The following is a 19,607-nucleotide window of genomic DNA, read 5'->3' on the forward strand; positions in this document are numbered from 1 at the left end:
ACCGGCGCCTTAATTAGTGGTGAGGGGGCAGCCGTAGCGGGCAGCGAGGCCGTTGGGCATGGTGGCTCCGCACAGGACCGCACCCCGGAAGCTGACGCCGGTGAGGACGGCTCCCTGGAGGTTTGTCTGGCGCAGGTCGGCGCCGTCGAGGTTGGCATTGGTCAAGTTAGCGTCGCGCAGGTCGGCGCCCCGCAGGTCGGCTTCGATGAGGGAGGCTCCCAGCAGGTTGGCGTTGCGCAAGTCGGCGCCCCGCAGATTGCTCTGCTTGAGGTCGGCGTCGCCGAGGTTGGCTTCCCGAAGATTGGCAAGACCAAGGTCTGAGCCGCGCAGCTTGGCGCTGTAGAGGTTGCTTTTGGAGAGGTTGGCAGCCAGGAGCTTGACGCCGTTGAGCTGAAAATAGCGCAGGTCGGCTTTGCGCAGGTAGCACGCGAGGCAGGCGCGATCGCCCAAGAGACGCTGGCGGTTGGCTTCGGTGCGCTCAGCTTCCCCGGCGATCGCCGGTAGCGCCAGACCCAGCACCATCAGCCCCGTCAACCAAACGGCTGCTTTCATAGACTTTGCACCATGCTCGTGTCGTGGGAAAAGAACGGCTGCCACGGTAGATTTCCCTGACCCCAGGCCCCAATCAACGCTTCGGCGTCAGCAGCGCTGAGCGGCCGCGAAAGGAGATAGCCCTGACCCAGCTCACAGCCCAGCGATCGCAGCTGGTGGAGCTGCGTCGGCGTCTCGATGCCCTCGGCCACCGAATCCATGCGCAGGTTGTGCGCCAGGGTGACAATGGTGCGCACGATCTCCGCATCCTCGTCCCGGACGTCCATCCGGTTCACGAAGGAGCGATCGATCTTGAGGGTGTGGGCCGGAAAACGATGGAGCTGGCTCAACGAAGAATACCCCGTCCCAAAATCATCAATGCAGAAGCGCACCTCTCGGGCTTGCAGGGTTTGCAGAATCAGCACCGCTGCCTCTGCATTATCCATAATGGCGCTCTCGGTGATCTCCAGCTTCAGACTGCCAGGGGCTGGCTGAATCGAGTGCAGCACCCGATCGATTTGGGCAATCAGGTCAGGCTGGGAGAACTGCTTGACCGACAGGTTCACATTCATCGCCAGATTGTGGGCTTTGGGGAAGGCGCTCTGCCAGATCTTGAGCTGATGGCAGGCTTCCTCCAAGATCCACTGTCCCAGGGGAATGATCAGGCCGGTTTCTTCGGCCACCGGAATGAACTCGGCGGGCGAAATCCAGCCGTGCTCGGCATGGTGCCAGCGAACCAAGGCCTCGAACCCGGTCAGAGCGCCGGTTTGCAGCTCCACGATCGGCTGGTAGTGGACCACAAATTCCCGCCGCTCGAGGGCGCGCCGCAGGTCCATCTCGATGCGCATGAAGCGGACCGCCTGGGTGTGCATAACGGGGCTGAAGACCTCGTAGCGATTTTTGCCGAGGCCCTTGGCGTGGTACATGGCGGCGTCTGCGTTGCGCAGGAAGTGCTCCGGCTGATGGTAGCGCTCGCCCGCTTCGTCTCGGCTCAGGGCAATGCCGATGCTGGCATTGATGTAGATCTCGTGGCCGCACACGTTGAAAGGCACGCGCAAGGCCCGGTGGATGCGTCCCGCCACGTGCTGCGCTTCGGCAGGGCTCTTGAGGTCTTCGAGCAAGATGGTGAACTCGTCCCCCCCCAAGCGGGCAAGGGTATCGCTGGGCCGCAGACGCTTTTGCAGACGGCGGGCGATCGCCACCAGCAGCTGATCGCCGACCAGGTGGCCCATGCTGTCGTTGACCATCTTGAAGCGATCGAGATCGAGGAACAGCACCGCAAACAGGTGATCCGGATAGCGGGTATCCTTGGCGGCTGACTGGCGCAGGCGATCCATAAACAGCGCCCGGTTGGGCAGCCCCGTCAGGGCATCGTGGAGGGCGTCGTGGCGGAGCTGCTCCTCCATGCGCTTGCGAGTGGTGATGTCTGAGGAGATGCCATCGACGCGCAGCGGCTCACCGTCGGCATCGTAGACCACGTGGCCGCGATCGCGCAGCCAGCGGATCTCGCCGTCGGGCCGAACCACCCGATATTCCACGTCATTGCTGCCCACCTGGCGCAGCAGGGCCGCCGCCTCCAAGACGCGATCGCGATCGTCCGAGTGGATAATTTGCAGCCACAGATCCGGATGCTGCAAAAACTCCGCAATCGGCCGGCCATAGATGCGCTCCGCCGCCGGATTCAGGTAAAGCACCTGCCGCGTTTGGGCATCCACCGACCACACAATGTCTTCTAGGGAATTTAGGATGCTTTCGAGGCGCTCCTCGCTCTGGCGCAGCGCCTCCTCAGCCCGCTTGCGCTCCGTAATATCGTTTTGGATGCCCACAAAGTGGGTCAGATAGCCCTGGCGATCGAACACCGGCGCCACAAACAGCTCATTCCAGAAATCCACCCCATCCTTGCGCGTGTTGTGCAGCACAACGTGGCACTCGCGCTGCTCTCGAATCGCCCGCCGCAGCTCTTCCACCCCCGCCTGATCGCGGTCCGGCCCCTGCAAAAAGCGGCAGTTTTTCCCCAGCACATCCTCCCCGCTATAGCCCGTAATGCCCTCAAAAGCTGGGTTGACATAGATCACCGGGTTATCGGGCTGGGTTGGATCGGTGACCACAATGCCGTTACTGCTCGCCGCGATCACCCGCTCCATCAGGTGCAGACGGCTGTCGGCCTGCTTGCGATCGATCGCCGTCGCCAGCACATTGGCGATCGCCTGCAAAAAGTGCACATCATCTTCACTAAACTGCCGCAGATGACGGGCATAGACCCCCAAAACCCCAAAAGGCTGCCCCCCAGCCCCCGGAATCACCACGCTCATGCCGCTGATCACGCGGTGGTTGTGCAGCAGCTGAGAGCTGCTAAAGCGAGCATCGACCCGCAGATCCTCAAACACCACCGGGGTCGCAGACCGCAGCGTATGGCCCGCCTGGGAGCTGGGCTGCGCGCCAATCATCGCGCAGCCCACGATTCCAGACTGCCAGCCGACTCCCGCCGTCACCAAAAACGCATGGCTATTGGGCATCAGCTCCAAAATCGTGCTGTAGGGGACCTCCAGGGTTTCAGCCACCCACGCCGCCGCCTCATCAAACAGCACCGCCAGATCGATCCCCTCCAGAGCCCGCTGCCCCAGCTTCGCGACGGTCGCCTGTTGGCGAGCGTGGGCCCGCAGGCTGTTCTCGGCCTGCTGGCGGTGGCTAACGTCGCGAATCATCAACTGAAAGGCCGGTCGGCCCTGATGAGTGGTCGCAATCCCGCTCATCTCGACCGCCAGCGACGTGCCGTCTAGACGGGTGATCGTCTCCTGGACAAATCCCTCAATGGCAATAAATTCAGGCATCACCCCCGACGCGTCACAGCCCAAATGGTGGCTTTGGGGCGACAAAAAATGAATGATGGGCTGACCCAGGAGATCCTCGGACGCCTTAGCGCCGAGCAGATGAGCCGCTGCCCCGTTCACGTAGGTCAGCCTGCCATTGCAGTGAACCGCAATGCCATCGGGAGAGAGCTCAACTAGGCTGCGGTAGCGCTCTTCGCTTTCCCGCAGAGCCCTCTCCGTAGCGCGAAAAGACCGAATGTCTCGCTGAATGGTCGCCATGCAAATCGGCGCACCCGTCGTACTGCTGCGAATCGTGAAGCAGCTCCGCTGTACAGGAATCAGCGCACCCGTTTTGAAATGCTTGAGGTGCCCTTCGCTCTCATGGCGACCCACAGTCGACAAAGTCGGCAGAATCACCTCTATGAAGTACTGAAATTCTTCAGTTGTAAAATACTCCGAGATATCCTTTGACAGAGCCTCAGCCAGGCTATCAAGCCCTAGCATTTCTCGACCCGCTGGGTTGATGTATAAAACTTGACCATCAGCAGAGGACATCGCGATGAAGTCGCTGCTGTGTTCAACCAGCGCAATGAATTTCTGCTGCTCTTCCAGCATGGTTTGAAATCCCTCTAAACCAGGGAAGCTTCCGGCATCCGCGTCTGTCCTGTCCGATCCGACGGGCGATCGCAGGCTAGCCGATCTCCCAGGGGAGTATTCATTGTCCGGGGGGATCAGCTCAGCCCAGGCAGAATCAGCTCCCGCAGCCAGCGGTGTCCTTCCCCGATACTGGTGAGTATAGTGAGTCTTATAATGCGAGCCGCGATCGCTTTTTCCCCAGTTATCCTGAGGCTCTGTCAGATCTGTTGACTTGACATCCAGGGGCAGATCTGGACAGCGAGAATGATCATGGATAGTCATTGCGGCCTGAGGTTTGAATAAGGTTTTCGTAACAGATATTTTGTGATGCCAAAGTTTTATTTGATTTCCCCTCGGGATCGCTATTAAACGCCAGATTCATTGCCAAAGTAAAGCGAGAATTCACGAAATCTGTACGCTATAAAATCAGGCCTAGGGAAGATGCGATCGCGATAATTCCTGAGAAAATACCGAAATTTAGAGGCGGATTTTAATCCCTGGCAATTTCCGAACAACTAAGGCCTTGAATCCCCAACAAAAGGCTCAGCTACTAACAAAATCTGCCGCGATCGAAGAATTTAAGTGGCTACTGTGTATCGATGCACACCATCCTATCGAATTTCTACAGCCGTCGCTGATAGAAAACCACACAAGCTTAACAAAAGCATGAAAAAATCTTGGTTTTTCGTATTTTCCATTCAAGAAATTTCATGAAAAATTTAAAAATCAGCCAAAATTTACGATTTTATTTCGCACAACTTTACGAAAGTTTATTTTCAATGACATATTTGCTGAGAATTGACAAAAAATTCGTGGCAAAAAATACTTGTTTTCAGCCAACGCGGTGAGCTGCTTAATGCTCTCGCAGCAGATTTTTTTTAGTGACGTATCAACGCCTCAGACCGTTGATTCTGACTCGCTTGGGCTACTGTTGCTCCTGACCCAGCAGACTTATTGCAGAGACAATTGTTAGGCATTGTCCCGCCACAGCCTGACTTTGCCGCCGAGATTCTAGAGCCCCTGAGCCAGGAAAAAGCCTGTTTAAGGATTGGGGCAAAGGCCCACCCGTAATTAAGTCAAAATCGCGCCGCCCATCAAGCGCTGATAGCGATAGTTCAGCTCTCGGCGCATCAGGGGCCAAGCGGCCAGGGTGTCGTCTTGCTGGACCACTGATTCAGCCGCTGCTCGGGCCACTTCGAGCACGGCTTGATCCTCCACCAGGCTGGCCAGGGCAAAGTCCGGCAGCCCCGACTGACGCATTCCCAGTACTTCCCCTGGTCCCCGGAACCGCATATCCATCTCCGCGATAAAAAATCCATCCTGGGACTGCTCTAGGACTTGCAGACGCTGGCGGGCCGTTTCCGCTTTGGAGCTGCTCATCAGCAGACAAAAAGACTGGGCAGCGCCTCGGCCTACCCGTCCCCGCAGCTGGTGCAGCTGAGAGAGGCCAAAACGCTCCGCATGTTCAATGAGCATGACTGTTGCATTAGGCACATCAACACCCACTTCAACGACCGTAGTCGACACCAGAAGTTGGGTTTCGTTGTCGCGAAACTGATTGATGGCTTCTTCTTTCTCTTGGCTGCTCATGCGGCCATGGAGCAGCCCCACGCGAAACTCGGGAAAAATGAGTTCCTGAAGGCGCTGATGCTCATCAATCGCCGATCGCAGATCGAGCTTTTCGGACTCCTCGACCAGGGGCAGCACGACGTAGGTTTGGCGGCCCTGGGCGATCTCGCGGCGAATCAGATCGTAGGCGTGGGCGCGATCGCCCCCAGTCAGCGCCGTCGTCTGAATGGGCTGACGCCCCGGCGGCAACTCATCGATTTGGCTCACGTCCAGGTCACCGTGCAGCGTCAGCGCCAAGGTACGGGGAATGGGCGTCGCCGTCATAGTCAGGACGTGGGGGTTGCTGCCCTTTTGCTGGAGGCGGGCCCGCTGCTGGACCCCAAAGCGGTGCTGCTCATCGATCACCGCTAGGCCCAGCTTGTGGAAGCTGACCGCATCTTGAATCAGGGCATGGGTGCCGACCAGCACCGGCAGCTCTCCGGTTTGCAGGTGAGCGTGGATTTGGCGGCGCTTGGCGGCCTTGGTGGAGCCGGTTAGCAGCTCCACGGGCAGATGCATGAGATTGAACCAGCTCACCAGCTTGCGGTAGTGCTGCTCGGCCAGCACTTCGGTAGGAGCCATGAAAGCTGCCTGGTAGCCTGCCTCGATGGCAGCCAGGATCGCCAGCACCGCAACCACCGTTTTGCCGGAGCCGACATCTCCCTGCACGAGCCGGTTCATCGGGAAAGGCTGGCCCATGTCGTTGAGGATGTCGTTGACGACGCGATCCTGGGCACCGGTCAGCTGAAAGGGCAAAATTTCGAGAAAGGTCTGGTGGAGATCACCGGTGGGCGCCAGAATGGCGCTGGCCTGCTCGCGGCGCTGGGAGACCCGCCGCATCAGCAGCCCCAGCTGCAAATAGAAAAACTCGTCGAAAATCAGGCGGCGACGGGCCTGGGCGAGGGCTTCGCGATCGGGGGGAAAGTGAATGTGGGCGATCGCCTCTTTGAGAGAAATCAGGCCATACTGCTGGCGCAGATCCGCCGGCAGCGCGTCTTGCAGCTGGGCCACCGCCGGCAGCGCTTGCAGGACGGCACGGCGCACCAGATCCGCCGGAACGCCCTCAGTGAGCGGATAAATCGGCACAATGCGCCCCACCGTCAGCGACTCTATGGTGTCTTCGCTGTGGGAGAGCACCTCGATTTGGGCCTCTTCGAGGGTGAACCCGTACTTACTTTCCTTGACCAAGCCCGAGGCAGCCAGGGTCGTGCCGGGGGGATAGCTGCGGCGCTGCTGCTCTTGCCAGGCGCGGCTCGTGAAGCGGTGCCCGGGCCGAAACCAGCTCAGGCGAATTTGGCCGCTGCTGTCGCGCAGGGTGATTTCTAGAATGGCGAGCTTGTTGTTTTTGGGGCTGGTAAAGCAGTTGCATCGCCGGACCGTACCGACGATGGTGACCGTTTCCCCAGCGACCAAGTCTCGAATGCGAACTTGCTTGGCGTAGTCAAGGTGGTCGCGCGGATAGTAAAACAAGAGATCGCGCACAGTCAAAAGGCCCAGCTTGGCCAAACGCTCAGCGTTTTTGGGACCAACGCCTTTTAGGTAGGTCAGCGCTTGGTCGGGATCGAGGCTGGGAGCAGCGGACTCGACCAGGGAGGCGGTGCGGGGGGATTTGATTTTTTTGGCGGGGGTGCTGCGGCTGCTCGGGTCGACGGCTCCGGACAGGACGCTCTTGGCTTCCCACTGCTTGCGCGTCTGATGCAGGAAGCGGCGGGTCTCGGCGATCAGGTGCTGGCGCTGGGCAAAGGTCATGTCGGGGTACTGACCAAACTGATCGGCGATCGCCCGCCAGCGTCGCCGCGCGTCCTCATCCCGCAGATCCGGCACCTGCTCAAAGCTCAGCCGCAGGAATTCATGAAAGCGGTGCTGCTTCCCTTCGAGGTTGTTAAAGCCTTTCTCAGCCTCGACGGCCAGGGCTTTTTGCAGGCGCACCCAGTCCGGCTCAGGGCTAGACGTCCCGCCGCGATCGCCCGTGTCGGCCACTCGGGGCGAACGCTCTTCCGGCGGTATCCACTCTGACTGGGTAAGGCGCTCTGTCATGACCGTTGGGGCTCAGCTTTCATACCAGCTCGCTCGCCAAGCGTGTTGGGCCTGGGCGATCGCTCGCTCGTGGCATTTCGCCTGGTAGTCGCGGGCCAGCCTTTGCAGACGATTGACCAAGTCCCGCAGTCGCTGGCGCAGCGAGAGCAGCGTCGGCTCCGCAAATTCAATCTCCCCCAGCCGCAGGTACAGCGCCATCACCTGGGAGACCATCGCGCTCTGCTCGTCGTCGCTCTCGGTCTCCACTAGCAGATTGAGCAAATTGGGCGAACTCGATCGCATCTCGGTGCCCATCTCCACCTTAGCCGCCGCCTCCAGTACCGGCTCGGGCAGGTGCCGCGGCAAAATGCCAAAGCGCTGCAAAATCACGTTGGCATCGCGGGAGAGCAGAGCCAACTGGTCTGTGATCGCGTCTTCCAGATCCTCTTGCCAGTCGATGAGTAGCTCAGGGGTCAAGATGTCCTCGGCTGGATCGGCAGGAGCGTCGGAGGATGGCGCTTGGGACGTCTGGGGCACTAGGGCATGCTCGTCCTCAGGGCAGCAGTCCTCTTGGGCAGAAGGGGCGATCGCCTCCTCGGGCGTCGAGTCCGGCTCATCTTCTTCTTCAAAGGCCTCGGGAGGCTGCAACTGCTCGAGCAGTCGACCCTGGGCAGACTGTCCCACGCGCTGGAGGGCCTGCTGGAGCTGCTGCCGCTGACTAAAGCTCAGCTCCAAAAAAGCCTCGGGATAGCCCTGGGTACACAGATGATAGGACGCCAAAATCAGCTGCTGGCGCACAGCTTGCCCCAGAGACGTCAAATAGGCTTTGTACTGGACTTGAAATTCTTGGGCCAAGGCTGCGATCGCCTCTTCAAGTCCCGCAATATCGCGTTCAATTCGATCGACCGATCCCACCACTGTTCTTCGACCTCCTGGCTCTTGCCCATCACCCTGATTAACCAATCAGCGTGACGCTACAGGACTGTTTCTCAGCAAACTGTTGCTTAAACGGACTCAACTCCAGCATACAAAGACAAAAGGACAGGTTCCCATAGTCGATGGAAAACCCGTCCTCAAAAAGCATTCCTGAAGTAGGCATCAGCAGGCGATCGCCCTTCTCTCGCCGATCAAAAGGCGATCGCCCCCAGGGCAATCTAGAGCTTGCCGCCGGTCTGAGCTGCCACTTCTTCAGCGAAGTTACTCTCTTCCTTCTCGATGCCCTCGCCCAGCACAAAGCGCACAAAGCGACGGATCTGGATGTTTTCGCCCAGTTGAGAAACGGCTTGCTTCACCAGCTCTTCCACCGTGATGCTCTGATCGCGGATGAAAGGCTGATCCATCAGCGCCAGTTCCTTGAGGCGCTTCTCGATCCGGCCCACCACGATTTTCTCGCGGATGTTTTCCGGCTTGTTCGCGAGGTCATCGCGACCCATTTCGATCTGCTTTTCGCGCTCAGCGACTTCAGCGGGAATGTCGCTGACCTTCACGTACTCCACGTTGGGGCAAGCCGCGATTTGCATCGCCACGTTGCGCACCAGGGTTTGGAACTCTTCGCGGCGAGCCACGAAGTCCGTTTCACAGTTCACTTCCACAAGCACGCCCACTCGGCCACCCGTGTGAATGTAGCTGCCGACTAGACCTTCGGCAGCCACCCGGCTTGCTTTTTTCTCAGCAGAGGTAATGCCCTTCTGCCGCAGCCATTCTGCAGCCTTCACGGGGTCGCCACCGGACTCCTTGAGGGCTTTTTTGCAGTCCATCATGCCTGCGCCGGTTTTTTCGCGCAGATCTTTGACGAGCTTTGCCGAAATTTCTGCCATTGTTGTTTGTCCCTACTCTCTGCTTTGACAGGTTGACCCTTGGGGGAGCGATCGCGCCTTGAGAGCAAGCTTCTAGGCCCACCTCTCAAGCCACCGACTATCGGTTTACGCGATCGCCCGCTGGGGGTCGTTGTGCCGATTAGTTGTCAGCGCCTTCGTCGTCGCCCGAGGCGTCGCTCTCTTCGTAGTCGTAGTCTTCTTCAGCGCCTTCGTAGTCTTCGTAGTCTTCTTCGGCGTCCAGTTGACCGTGGCGACCTTCATAGATCGCGTCTGCCAACTTGCCCACTATTAGCTTAATGGAGCGGATGGCGTCGTCATTAGCGGGGATGGGAATATCCACCACATCGGGATCGCAGTTGGTGTCCAGCAGAGCCACGATGGGCACGCCAATTTTCTGGCACTCCAGAACGGCGTTGTATTCCCGGCGCTGGTCGACGATGACGACGATGTCCGGCAGCTTGCGCATGGAGCGCAGACCGCCCAGGTACTTGCGCAGCTTCTCAAGTTCGCGGCGCAGTACAGATGCTTCTTTCTTGGGCAGAAGATCCAGAGCACCGGTTTCTTCGCGACGCTCTAGCTCTTTGAGGCGTTCGATCCGGGTCTTGATGGTTGCCCAGTTGGTGAGCATGCCACCGAGCCAGCGCTGGTTGACGTAGTGAGCACCGCAGCGCTGGGCTTCTTGGGCGATGATGCCCGCAGCTTGGCGCTTGGTGCCGACGAACAGGAACTTTTTGCCCTGCTCAGCGCTGGTGCGCATGAACTGGTAGGCGTCCTCCATGCAGCGAGCCGTTTGCACGAGGTCGATGATGTGGACCCCGTTGCGAGCGGTGTAGATGTAAGGCGCCATGCTGGGATTCCAGCGGCGGGTCTGGTGACCAAAGTGAACACCAGCCTCTAGGAGTTGAGCCAAAGAGACAACAGGCATTATGAAATTCTCCTTTCGGGTTTAGCCTCCATCCAGGCGGATTCCAGGCAAACGTCGAAGGGGCGATCGCGCACGCAGCCGAGGCTGCTCACGAGATGGCTTTCGGCGGCCAGAAACACCCGAAACCCTGGATGTGTGAGATTTGACAACTTTCCTAGGGTAGCATAGTTGGACAGATCTCCGATGGCGATCGCGCGTCTTCGCGCAGGCGATCGCCCCTGGGCTTCTACGATGAGTCAGGCGGTAGGTGGATGCAAACACGAGTAACGCTTTCAGTCTTGGTGCTGAGCGTGGTAGCAGCGGCGGGGTTCGCGGTGCTGTCGGTGCGCAATCACACCCGGGTCTACACCCTGACCCTGGCTACCGCAGCCAAGGACGGCGAATACTATGCCTTTGGTCAGGCCCTCTCGCGGGTCGTAGCCCAGCACCACCCCCGCCTGCGCATTCAGGTGCTCGAGACCCAGGGCTCCCAAAACAATGTGGAGCTCCTGCTCCAGAAAAAGGCCGATCTCGCGATTGTTCAGAGCGATGCGTCCGTCGAGCCGCCAGCCCGGGCGATCGCCTCTCTGTTTCCCGAAGTCTTTCATCTGGTCGCCCGCCAAGATCCGTCGCTCCAGAATCTCTCGGACTTGCAGGGCAAGCGCGTCGCCCTTCCCCCCGAGGGCAGCGGGTCCTACGCCCTCTTTTGGCCCCTCGCCCAGCACTATGGCCTCTCGGCCAACAACTTTTTGCCCACGACCGTGCCACCGGTCCGCGCCAGCGCCATGGTCCGGGCAGGCCAAGCAGATGCCCTCTTTCGCGTGATCGGTCTGGGCAACCCCGCGATGGCCGATCTGCTGCGGACCGGGCAGGCGCGCCTGCTGCCCATCGACCAAGTGAGCGCCCTACAGCTCTCGCTGCCGCAGATCGAGGCCGTCACAATTCCTAAGGGGATCTATGGCGGAGCGCCGCCCATCCCGCCAACCGACCTGCCGGGGGTGGGGGTGCGGGCGATGCTGATCGCCCACGAAACGGTGGACGCCAGCGCGATCTATGAGGTGACGCGCATTCTCTACGAGGCGCGCAACGAACTGGTCACCCAGTACCCCCAAGCGGCGACGATCCAGCTACCGGAGGCGGGCGAAGGGCTGGGAGTCCCGCTGCACCCAGGGGCCAAGGCCTACTACCGGCAAGATGAGCCCAACTTTGTTGTGCAGTATGCCGAGCCGCTGGGCCTGCTGCTGTCGATGTCGGTGCTGGCGGTGTCGAGTCTTTGGCAGTTTCGGCTGTGGCTGCTGGGCCGCCAAAAAAACCGGGCCGATATGTACAACCTGGAGATTTTGGCGCTGATCGATCAGGTGCACGATGTCCAGGACGTGGGTCAGCTGCGGGCGGTTCAGGCCCAGCTTTTTGAGATCCTGCGGAAGGTGGTGGTGGACCTCGACGAAGACCGAATCTCTCCGGAGTCTTTCCAGTCCTTTACGTTTCCCTGGGAGGTGGCGATCACGACGATTCGCCATCGGGAAATGGTGCTGCTCAACCGGCTGCCCCTCGATGGCTTGGGGGACAGGGGCGATCGCCCCCATCGATTCTAGGCCCGAGCCCGCATCTGGGAATAGGCCGCGTAGACACCCTGGACGTTGTACCAATTGAGGAAAATGCGGGCCACTTCCAGCGCTAGCTGGGGCTTGCCGCGATCGATCAGCCACTGGAGGAGGGGGGCGAGGGTGCGTTCATTAAGGCGGCCCCCCAAAGACAGCAGCCCCCAAAGCACTCGGTGCAGCCAGGTCATCTGGATCATCATGCGCACATCCCAAGTGGGGTGCTTCTGGTAAAACAGCACGCCCATGCGCCCCCGCTGAATTTCCTGATCGATCAACTTGGGGATTTGCTCGAGGGAGAAGGGGGGATGCCAGTGGTAGCCCACAGCGTCGGGGCACTTGATCAGCTTGAGGCCCAGGTTCTTGAGCCGGACGCCGAGCTCGAGGTCTTCCCAGCCGTAGAGCTGAAACTGGGTGTCGAAGAGGCCAGCGGCTTCGAGCCAGTGGCGGGCGATCGCCACATTCCCGGTAGCAAAGAAGGCCGCCGAGAAGTCGGTCACCTTGTAGGGTTCGCTGGTGGGATGCTCGAAATTGGCGGTGTTGATGACGCGCCCATAGGTAAAGAGGCGATCGCTCCCGAGCTGCTGCGCCCCTTCTACCAGGCGATCGCCGTGGGCCTGCAAAAACTGCGGCGTCACCACCAAGTCGCTATCTATAAAAATAATCGTGTCGCCCTGGGCCGCCTGTACGCCCAGGTTGCGGGCCGCTGCTGGACCCTGGTGATCCTGGCCGAGCAGCCGCACGTGACCAAACTCAGCGCTCGTGCCGACGGCATCGCTGACGCCCAAGGCACGCAGCCACTCCACCGTGCCATCGGTCGAGCCATCATCCACCACGACCACTTCATAGCCCTCAACGGGCTGCCGGGGCACAAAGGTTTGCTGCTCCAGCGCCCGCAGACACTTTTCCAGGATGGGTTTGCGATTGTAGGTGGGAATAACGACGCTGAAAAACACAGTAGCTCCAAAATCTGGGACTCAAAACTCGGGGCGATCGCCTACTTTTTGCATCATGCCACACCCCAATCGGACTCGTCGGATCTGTACCGGCCTAGACACGAATCCATCAGGATTAGTTGCATAATAGGGACTCATTGTTCTACCGAGTGAGATGGTCATGGGTCGCGCCGACAAAGTTGTGCTGGCATATTCTGGCGGAGTAGACACCTCCGTTTGTATCCCCTACCTCAAAGAAGAATGGGGCGTCAAAGAAGTGATCACGCTGGCCGCTGATCTCGGCCAAGGGGATGAGCTAGAGCCCATTCGCCAAAAAGCCCTCGATTCTGGCGCGGCTGAATCCCTCGTGATCAACGCCACCGAGAGCTTCGTCAAGGACTACACCTTCCCGGCCATTCAGGCAAACGCCCTCTACGAAAATCGCTATCCCCTGTCGACGGCCCTGGCGCGCCCGCTGATCGCCAAGCTGCTGGTGGAAGCAGCCGAAAAGTACGGCGCGGACGCTGTCGCCCACGGCTGCACCGGCAAAGGCAATGACCAGGTGCGATTTGACGTGTCCATCGCCGCTCTAAATCCCAACATCAAAGTGCTCGCTCCGGCGCGGGAGTGGGGCATGAGCCGCGAAGAAACCATTGCCTACGGCGAGCGGTTCGGCATTCCGGCGCCGGTGAAGAAGTCCTCGCCCTACAGCATCGATCGCAACCTGCTGGGCCGCAGCATCGAAGCCGGTCCTCTCGAAGATCCCTGGACCGAGCCCCTCGAAGAAGTCTATGACCTGACGAAAGCGATCGCCGATACCCCCGACGAGCCCGAGTACATCGAGATCAACTTTGAGCGCGGCGTCCCCGTCGGCCTGAACGGCCAAGGCCTCGATCCCGTCAGCCTGATCAGCCGCCTAAACGAAGTCGTCGGCGCTCACGGCGTTGGCCGCATCGACATGGTCGAAAACCGCCTGGTAGGCATCAAGTCGCGGGAAATCTACGAAGCCCCGGCCCTGCTCGTGCTGATTCAGGCTCACCGCGACCTCGAAAGCCTCACCCTAACCGCCGACGTCACCCACTACAAGCGCGGCATCGAAGAAACCTACTCCCAGATGATCTACAACGGTCTCTGGTACAGCCCCCTCAAGGGCGCTCTGGATGCCTTTGTCCACCAAACCCAAGAGCGAGTCTCGGGCACGGTGCGTCTGAAGCTCTTCAAGGGCAACGCCACCATCGTGGGCCGCAAGTCCGAGAAGTCCCTCTACACCCCTGACCTCGCCACCTACGGCGCTGAGGACACCTTCGATCACAAGGCTGCTGAGGGCTTCATCTATGTGTGGGGCCTGCCCACCCGTGTGTGGTCTCAGAAGCTGCGTGAGTCCTAGGACTTGCTAGTTAGGCTTTCGAGTTCTGAGCGCCTTAGGCGATCGCCCGCGCCTAGACACTCAATAAGACCCTTATTCTCATTCTGCGATCGCCCGCAAAGCAGAGAATAAGGGTCTTTTAGTTTTTCAACTCCCGCTTCCGCATTCAGACCACCAGGGTCAAAACTTAGTTCTTTTAACTTGGGAAAACTTTCTTCGCTGTGTGGCCACAGGTATTGATAAACAGACAATCAAAGCCACCACTGACAAAGCCACCAGCAATAGGAACCATTTTTGTGAGGTTAATTACGCCTTTTTCTCCGGCTTTGGTGATGAGGCGAAAACCAACCTTTTTATTAATCTCAATTAGAACTTTACCCGGCACTTGTTTAATCACATTCAGACAAACTTTATTGCCGACTGTAATTCCAGCTCCCTTCAAGATTTCTTCTGCTCCTCCACCAATGAGAGAAAGCAAGATCATTGTCTTGACCTGCTCCGAATGAATATCGTAACCACGCAGACATGCAATTACAGCAATTGTATTGGCGGCTAGAGCGTAGGAAGCGGCCAAGCTAGCAGGAAGTGCGATTGGCAGCGTCGCCAAACCTCCCAAACCCGTCACAAACCCTGTGCCAGCGGCATAGGCGGCATTCCACGCAATTACCGAGTTGGTTGCATCTTCAATGGTTTTACAGGAACGTCGATGATCTTCTGCGACTTTTTCAGCGGGTGCCAAAACACCCAAGCCATTAATACCTGCATTAACAATCCAATCGAGCAACCCATTAGCAGCTTGCTCTAAGTCGCTGGGCACAGAAGATGAAACCATTGATTTTTTCTTTGAAACGGCTTTATCTGTTTTAGCCTTCAGATCTTTAAATACCTAACCGTAGGATTACGAATTTTCTACGACTTGACAGTTATAGTTCACCCATGCTTTTGGCCGGTTTTGCAGAAACGCGAAGAGGGAGGCGATCGCCTCCCTCTTTTACTCACTCAATGACTAATTGGTTGAACTGATTTGAACTGAGCAGACTTAGCCGTGAACCAAGCGCGAGAACGCGTTTATTCTTGCGGCTCTACTTGTTTGGCAATCTTGCGAGACTCCAGCCACAACGGCACCCCAATCCAGGCGGCCAAGAGGACAAAGGCCGCGATCGCAAACCGAGCGACCCAGCTAATCACTTCCTCAAGGGGCAGCACCTGACCGATAAAGAACGACACGCCCACCATTACCGACGCCCACAGCGCCGCTCCCGCAGCGTTGTAGAGCAAAAACTGGCGATAGGGCATCTGGGCAATCCCAGCCAGCGGCCCTGCAAAAATTCGCAACAGCGCGATAAATCGGCCCAGAAACACTGCTTTGGCCGCATTTTCGCTAAACTGTCGCCGACCCTCAGCAATTTGTTCTTCCTGGATGCGGAAGATCTTGCCCAAGCGCAGCAAGAAAGGCCAGCCGCCCCAGCGACCGATCCAATAACCGCAGCTATCGCCCACGATCGCCCCAGCGATCGCGCTTAGCAGCACTAGCCAAACATTGAGCTCATCATTCCCTGCCAAGAAGCCACCCACGAGCGTGATGGTCTCTCCGGGCAGCGGGATGCCCATGTTTTCCAGCAAAATGCCAAAGAAGACGGCCCCATAGCCGTACTGATGGGCAATCTCTTGAATAGACTCTAGCGAGATGATTTCGGCGGACATTCAAGATGGCCTTTACAAAGTTTCACCTTACTCTCAGATTGTGGCGCGTTTGAAAGAAGAGTGTCAATTGAGAAGCTTGAAATTCCGCCATTTGACGGCATTCTGGCAGAAAACTTTATAAAGGCGCTGGCAAGATCAAAAGCAATCACCGGGCAACTCGCTTCCGGAAATCAGCCCTTTGGCATGGAGGTGTAGAAGCAAACGCAAAATTTCCCCTATCTTCGGTCAGAATTCTTAAATCCCTCTGAAGATAGAAAAGCGTCTCTCTAGTCAGAGAGAAAATTCTCTCTATCGGCTGGCAGCTGCTCAATCTGTTGCGGCAGATGCGTTTTGGCGATCGCCCCCAAAACTTTATTGAACTCCTGGGAAGTCGTGAAGTTTTTGCAAAGCCCAGCAAAAACTCGGGTTTATTTCAGCCAACTCGCTTAGCATAGATTTCAGTCAAGCGTAGTTTTACGTAAAACCCAGGATATTTACCCGGGTTGCTGGACTAACGACTTGGGCCTGCTGACTGCACTCGTCCTGACTGCTCTTTAGTTGCCCACCTCTAGCCCGCAGCTGTCAGCTACGAGTGATGCACCGTGCTCCAAGTTTAGGTTTCAAGGAAGGGCAGGGCCTTCCAGTCCTTTCCAAAGCTGTCCCCCAACGCGAACTATGGCCATGATTTTGAGTGAAACATCAGGTGTGGTCGTGCTCAAGCCCCAGGGCCGCCTGAACGCCCAAGGCAGTGCGACGCTTCAGGAGTGTATTGATCGGCTATCCCTCGAACCGCAGTACCTCTGGATCCTAGACCTCGACCAAATCGAGTTTATTGATAGCTTCGGGTTGATGACTCTGACTGAGAGTCTGAAAGCAGCCCGAGCCTGTGGTAGCCGCTTGGTCATCTGCAACCTGCGGGCACCTGTGCGTCTGATCCTCGAAATCACGCAGCTTGATCGGGTATTTGAGATTTTTGAGAGTCCGGAGGCGGCTCTGAAGCATCACCGCCCTCGCGTGATCGCGCCCCTCAAAGGCGAGCTAGCAGCCTAGAACTGAGCTCTAGCAAGGGTCGTCAAAGCGGCCTGGTTGGTCTTCTAGAGAGTCTGACAGCCAAAAACGTGTGAATCCCAATCGATGGGCTCCGGGAATGCTGAGGCATTTCATCTCTCATCGCTTCTATGCCGCGATCGCCTCTGGTCGCGGCTTTTTTCGTGTCGGGGGTGACGACTAGAGCAAAACGTGGTCCACGGGCGGCCGAATGACGATGTCGCGCAGCGGCTGCCCCCGCAGGCAGTGCCAGTGGCAGCTGAACAGATTCGGCGCTTGGCAGCTCAGGCTAGCGATCGCGGGCGGCGCCGGAAAGGGCCACAAGCGGTCAAACCACCAGCGATCGCCCTGGTAGCCAAACTGAAGCAAATAAACCGCCGGAGGCGCGGCCAAAGACGACAGCAGCCGCTGGCTCAGGCGGTAGAGGGGCTGACGCTGGTAATCGGCCAGGTGGAGGGGCTGGCAGTAGCCGGTCGGGGCCGCGGGCGCGATCGCCTCGGCGTACAGCGGCCCCTTGGCCGTCTGGACAACGGGCAGCCAATACTGGCCTTCTCCTACCAAAAAGTCCCACTGCTGAACGCGCTGGCGCAGCAGTGGGACATCACGGCAAGTGGCGTAAATCGTTTTTTCGGGGAAGTGAAGCGTTTCTGGGAGATCGAGGGTCAGGGGGACCAGTAGCGTCTTCGGGGCGATCGCCTCCGGACTCAGCGCCGTGGCCGAAACCACGGTTACGCTGGCCTCTTGGCCGCCTGGGCCGTCCCCATCGAAGTTCGAGGAGGCGATCGCCTGCCGGAGGGCACGAATGGACTGGATGAGCGCCGGGGTAGCCTCTCGTGGCTCACCGGTCTCATCGACAGCCCCATCAACGGCGATCGCAACCCGCATATGCTCCGAAAATCACCTAGACGTCGCTGAAGGTCGGCACATTGGGCATCGCGCCTCGGGGGAAGCTCGGCAAATCGAGGCTGCCAGCCCGACGATTGCGCACCGCCAGGCGATAGCTCACGCTCTGCAGCTCCGCGTGGAGCTTCCGGTTTTCCTGCTGGATCGCCGCCACCTTCTCCTTGATCGGTGCCATGCGCTCCGCAAACTTCTGGCGGTACACCTTCGGCAGCTCCTGCACCACCTGCTCCAGCATCCGGGAGCGATCGGTCAGCTCCTGCACCGTTTGCCGCAGCTGATAGATCTCAGAGTCGCGGCTGGAAATCTGTTCTTGGTAGAAAGACACCTGCTGCTCGACGCCCTGCAGCTGCTCCCGCAGCGCCCGCATCTCAGCCTGGTGCTTTTCGGACACCTCCGGCGTCGGCATGAACCCGGTGTTGCCCTTCACCAAGCGAAACAGCTCCTGGGACAGCTGCTGCACGAGCTGGTCGCGCATTTGCAGTTCTTCCCGCAGGTTCACGACCTGAGATTGGAGATCCTGAAAACTTGAAAGGTCAGTTTGAGTCACGATTTCGCAGCTCCCGTAGTAAGGTTTTCTTCCCAACGGCGGGGAGATGAAGCGCGCCGAATGTCTCGCCATATTGCCGTTGCAGCTAATGTACCATCTGCAACCGCGATTGACACCTGATTGAGACCGACTTTTAGATCTCCCACCGCAAAGACCCGAGAATGAGACGTACGGCACATTTCATCCGTCACGATATTCTCCCCTTGCTTGGTCAAATTCAGGCTTTCCAGATATTTATTGTGATATTCCGAGCCCATGGCCACCAGGCCGGTTTGCAGCTCCACCACCGAGCCGTCGGTCAGCTCTACGCCGCTGAGCTGGTGATTTTCGCCCAGGAAGCGCCGGATCGGGGTTTCGACCAGGGGGTAGCCATGCTCTTGCAGCTTTTGGCGCATTTCGGCACTCACCTCACACAGGCCCTGGGTAAACACGGTGAGGTAGGGCGTAAACCAGTTCATGACAAAAGCGGTGTTGATCGCCCCTTCTGACCCGACGAACAGGCCACACTTTTGATCGGCCATTTCGTAGCCGTCGCAGATCATACAGACGTGCAGGGTGTAGCCCGCAAAGTCAAAGACATTTTGCATATCCTCAAGCTGGGGCAGGCGATCGATGATGCCGCTAGCCGCGATCACGTAGCGCGATCGAAAGGTGGGATAAACGCTGTCCTGTTTGCCCACTTTGACCTTGACGGCGAAGGTTTCTCCTTCGTCTTGGATGTCTTCCACGTAGGCGCGCAGGTGGTCAGCGCCTAGGGATAGGGCATGATCGAGGCCCTGCTGCTGGAGAGCGCGTCCGGGTGTTGTGGAGTCGAGGCCCAGGTAGTTGCGCAGGTCCTGCATCCAAAAGGAGCGGCCCCGGCCTTTTTCGATGACCAGGCAGGAAAGCCGATAGCGCTGGAGGTAGATGGCAGCGGAGAGGCCAGCGGCCCCCCCACCGACGATAATGACGTCATAGGTGTGATCGAGGCGCTGATCGAGATTCTTTTTTGCCAGCTTCATGATGTCTCTGGAGTGGATGGAGTGCGGGTTTGCTTAGATGAATCGAGTGTTAATCAATGCTAGCTTTCGCGGGCAGCGATCATCTGGGCAAGCGCTTCCGGAGGATGGGTTAGGGGTACGGAAGCTTGCGAAGTGCTCCTGACAAGGGGCGATCGCTCCTAGCCAAGAATTGCTGTAGTCTATTAAACGCCTCATTCAGCAG

16 protein-coding genes are annotated in these 19,607 nt (G+C 58.5%); 4 read left to right on the plus strand and 12 right to left on the minus strand.

The features are described 5' to 3' along the window. Nucleotides 1-9: 9 nt before the first annotated feature. From GEI7407_RS12455 to rpsB, 6 genes are all read right to left on the minus strand, one after another. Nucleotides 10-552, minus strand: a complete 543-nt coding sequence (locus tag GEI7407_RS12455) for a pentapeptide repeat-containing protein (protein WP_015172541.1) — start codon at nt 550-552, stop codon at nt 10-12. After that, nucleotides 549-3,956 (minus strand): EAL domain-containing protein, encoded by a 3,408-nt coding sequence (locus GEI7407_RS12460; protein WP_015172542.1) that lies wholly within the window; start codon nt 3,954-3,956, stop codon nt 549-551. Before GEI7407_RS12460 ends, GEI7407_RS12455 begins: the two co-directional genes overlap by 4 nt. 1,092 nt (nt 3,957-5,048) lie before the next feature. Then, nucleotides 5,049-7,622 carry an ATP-dependent DNA helicase RecG gene (recG, locus tag GEI7407_RS12465; RefSeq protein ID WP_015172543.1) on the minus strand — a complete coding sequence of 858 codons (2,574 nt, stop codon included), beginning with the start codon at nt 7,620-7,622 and terminating at the stop codon, nt 5,049-5,051. Between the two features lie 12 nt (nt 7,623-7,634). Continuing rightward, nucleotides 7,635-8,516, minus strand: coding sequence for a hypothetical protein (locus GEI7407_RS12470; RefSeq protein ID WP_223294426.1), 882 nt, complete (start codon nt 8,514-8,516; stop codon nt 7,635-7,637). A gap of 239 nt (nt 8,517-8,755) precedes the next feature. Next, on the minus strand, nt 8,756-9,418 hold the full coding sequence (gene tsf / locus GEI7407_RS12480; RefSeq protein WP_015172545.1) for a translation elongation factor Ts: 663 nt from the start codon (nt 9,416-9,418) through the stop codon (nt 8,756-8,758). Nucleotides 9,419-9,557: 139 nt separating this feature from the next. Next, nucleotides 9,558-10,343 (minus strand): 30S ribosomal protein S2, encoded by a 786-nt coding sequence (gene rpsB / locus GEI7407_RS12485; RefSeq protein ID WP_015172546.1) that lies wholly within the window; start codon nt 10,341-10,343, stop codon nt 9,558-9,560. Between the two features lie 251 nt (nt 10,344-10,594). Between rpsB and GEI7407_RS12490 the strand changes: the two genes are divergently transcribed. Continuing rightward, entirely contained in the window at nt 10,595-11,917 is a 1,323-nt protein-coding gene (locus GEI7407_RS12490) for a TAXI family TRAP transporter solute-binding subunit (RefSeq protein WP_015172547.1), read from the plus strand. On the opposite strand, the gene GEI7407_RS12495 is transcribed toward GEI7407_RS12490, so the two are convergent. Beyond that, nucleotides 11,914-12,879, minus strand: a complete 966-nt coding sequence (locus GEI7407_RS12495) for a glycosyltransferase family 2 protein (RefSeq protein ID WP_015172548.1) — start codon at nt 12,877-12,879, stop codon at nt 11,914-11,916. The two genes, GEI7407_RS12490 and GEI7407_RS12495, sit on opposite strands and share 4 nt — an antisense overlap. A gap of 160 nt (nt 12,880-13,039) precedes the next feature. On the opposite strand from GEI7407_RS12495, the gene GEI7407_RS12500 reads away from it, so the two are divergent. Further along, nucleotides 13,040-14,245 (plus strand): argininosuccinate synthase, encoded by a 1,206-nt coding sequence (locus tag GEI7407_RS12500; protein WP_015172549.1) that lies wholly within the window; start codon nt 13,040-13,042, stop codon nt 14,243-14,245. 175 nt (nt 14,246-14,420) lie between these two features. Here the strand turns inward: GEI7407_RS12500 and GEI7407_RS12505 are convergent, their stop codons facing one another. Both GEI7407_RS12505 and GEI7407_RS12510 read right to left on the minus strand, forming a co-directional pair. Then, nucleotides 14,421-15,098, minus strand: a complete 678-nt coding sequence (locus tag GEI7407_RS12505; protein WP_223294549.1) for an EcsC family protein — start codon at nt 15,096-15,098, stop codon at nt 14,421-14,423. A 194-nt stretch (nt 15,099-15,292) separates the two neighbouring features. Beyond that, nucleotides 15,293-15,928, minus strand: coding sequence for a DedA family protein (locus GEI7407_RS12510; protein ID WP_015172551.1), 636 nt, complete (start codon nt 15,926-15,928; stop codon nt 15,293-15,295). 60 nt (nt 15,929-15,988) lie between these two features. Here GEI7407_RS12510 and GEI7407_RS21820 point away from each other — a divergent pair, with 60 nt between their 5' ends. Together GEI7407_RS21820 and GEI7407_RS12515 are read left to right on the plus strand one after the other, a co-directional pair. Then, on the plus strand, nt 15,989-16,123 hold the full coding sequence (locus GEI7407_RS21820) for a hypothetical protein (protein ID WP_255347572.1): 135 nt from the start codon (nt 15,989-15,991) through the stop codon (nt 16,121-16,123). 459 nt (nt 16,124-16,582) lie between these two features. Next, a complete protein-coding gene (locus tag GEI7407_RS12515) occupies nt 16,583-16,957 on the plus strand; it encodes an STAS domain-containing protein (protein ID WP_015172552.1) in 375 nt (124 codons plus the stop codon). A 177-nt stretch (nt 16,958-17,134) separates the two neighbouring features. Here GEI7407_RS12515 and GEI7407_RS12520 read toward each other — a convergent pair whose 3' ends face one another. The 3 genes from GEI7407_RS12520 to GEI7407_RS12530 are packed head-to-tail and all read right to left on the minus strand — an operon-like array spanning nt 17,135 to nt 19,405. Further along, entirely contained in the window at nt 17,135-17,839 is a 705-nt protein-coding gene (locus GEI7407_RS12520; protein ID WP_015172553.1) for a hypothetical protein, read from the minus strand. A 16-nt stretch (nt 17,840-17,855) separates the two neighbouring features. Next, a complete protein-coding gene (locus GEI7407_RS12525) occupies nt 17,856-18,404 on the minus strand; it encodes an Npun_F5560 family protein (RefSeq protein ID WP_015172554.1) in 549 nt (182 codons plus the stop codon). Continuing rightward, on the minus strand, nt 18,401-19,405 hold the full coding sequence (locus tag GEI7407_RS12530) for an NAD(P)/FAD-dependent oxidoreductase (protein WP_015172555.1): 1,005 nt from the start codon (nt 19,403-19,405) through the stop codon (nt 18,401-18,403). The genes GEI7407_RS12525 and GEI7407_RS12530 overlap by 4 nt, the downstream gene beginning before the upstream one ends. Nucleotides 19,406-19,607: the final 202 nt, after the last annotated feature.

The sequence above is a fragment of the Geitlerinema sp. PCC 7407 genome, from assembly GCF_000317045.1.
Lineage (GTDB): Bacteria > Cyanobacteriota > Cyanobacteriia > PCC-7407 > PCC-7407 > PCC-7407.

Coding starts and splice junctions, on each gene's coding strand:
- GEI7407_RS12455 (WP_015172541.1), bottom strand. CDS start 552: ATGAAAGCAGCCGTTTGGTTGACGGGGCTGATGGTGCTGGGTCTGGCG.
- GEI7407_RS12460 (WP_015172542.1), bottom strand. CDS start 3,956: ATGCTGGAAGAGCAGCAGAAATTCATTGCGCTGGTTGAACACAGCAGC.
- recG (WP_015172543.1), bottom strand. CDS start 7,622: ATGACAGAGCGCCTTACCCAGTCAGAGTGGATACCGCCGGAAGAGCGT.
- tsf (WP_015172545.1), bottom strand. CDS start 9,418: ATGGCAGAAATTTCGGCAAAGCTCGTCAAAGATCTGCGCGAAAAAACC.
- rpsB (WP_015172546.1), bottom strand. CDS start 10,343: ATGCCTGTTGTCTCTTTGGCTCAACTCCTAGAGGCTGGTGTTCACTTT.
- GEI7407_RS12490 (WP_015172547.1), top strand. CDS start 10,595: ATGCAAACACGAGTAACGCTTTCAGTCTTGGTGCTGAGCGTGGTAGCA.
- GEI7407_RS12500 (WP_015172549.1), top strand. CDS start 13,040: ATGGGTCGCGCCGACAAAGTTGTGCTGGCATATTCTGGCGGAGTAGAC.
- GEI7407_RS12510 (WP_015172551.1), bottom strand. CDS start 15,928: ATGTCCGCCGAAATCATCTCGCTAGAGTCTATTCAAGAGATTGCCCAT.
- GEI7407_RS12515 (WP_015172552.1), top strand. CDS start 16,583: ATGGCCATGATTTTGAGTGAAACATCAGGTGTGGTCGTGCTCAAGCCC.
- GEI7407_RS12520 (WP_015172553.1), bottom strand. CDS start 17,839: ATGCGGGTTGCGATCGCCGTTGATGGGGCTGTCGATGAGACCGGTGAG.
- GEI7407_RS12530 (WP_015172555.1), bottom strand. CDS start 19,405: ATGAAGCTGGCAAAAAAGAATCTCGATCAGCGCCTCGATCACACCTAT.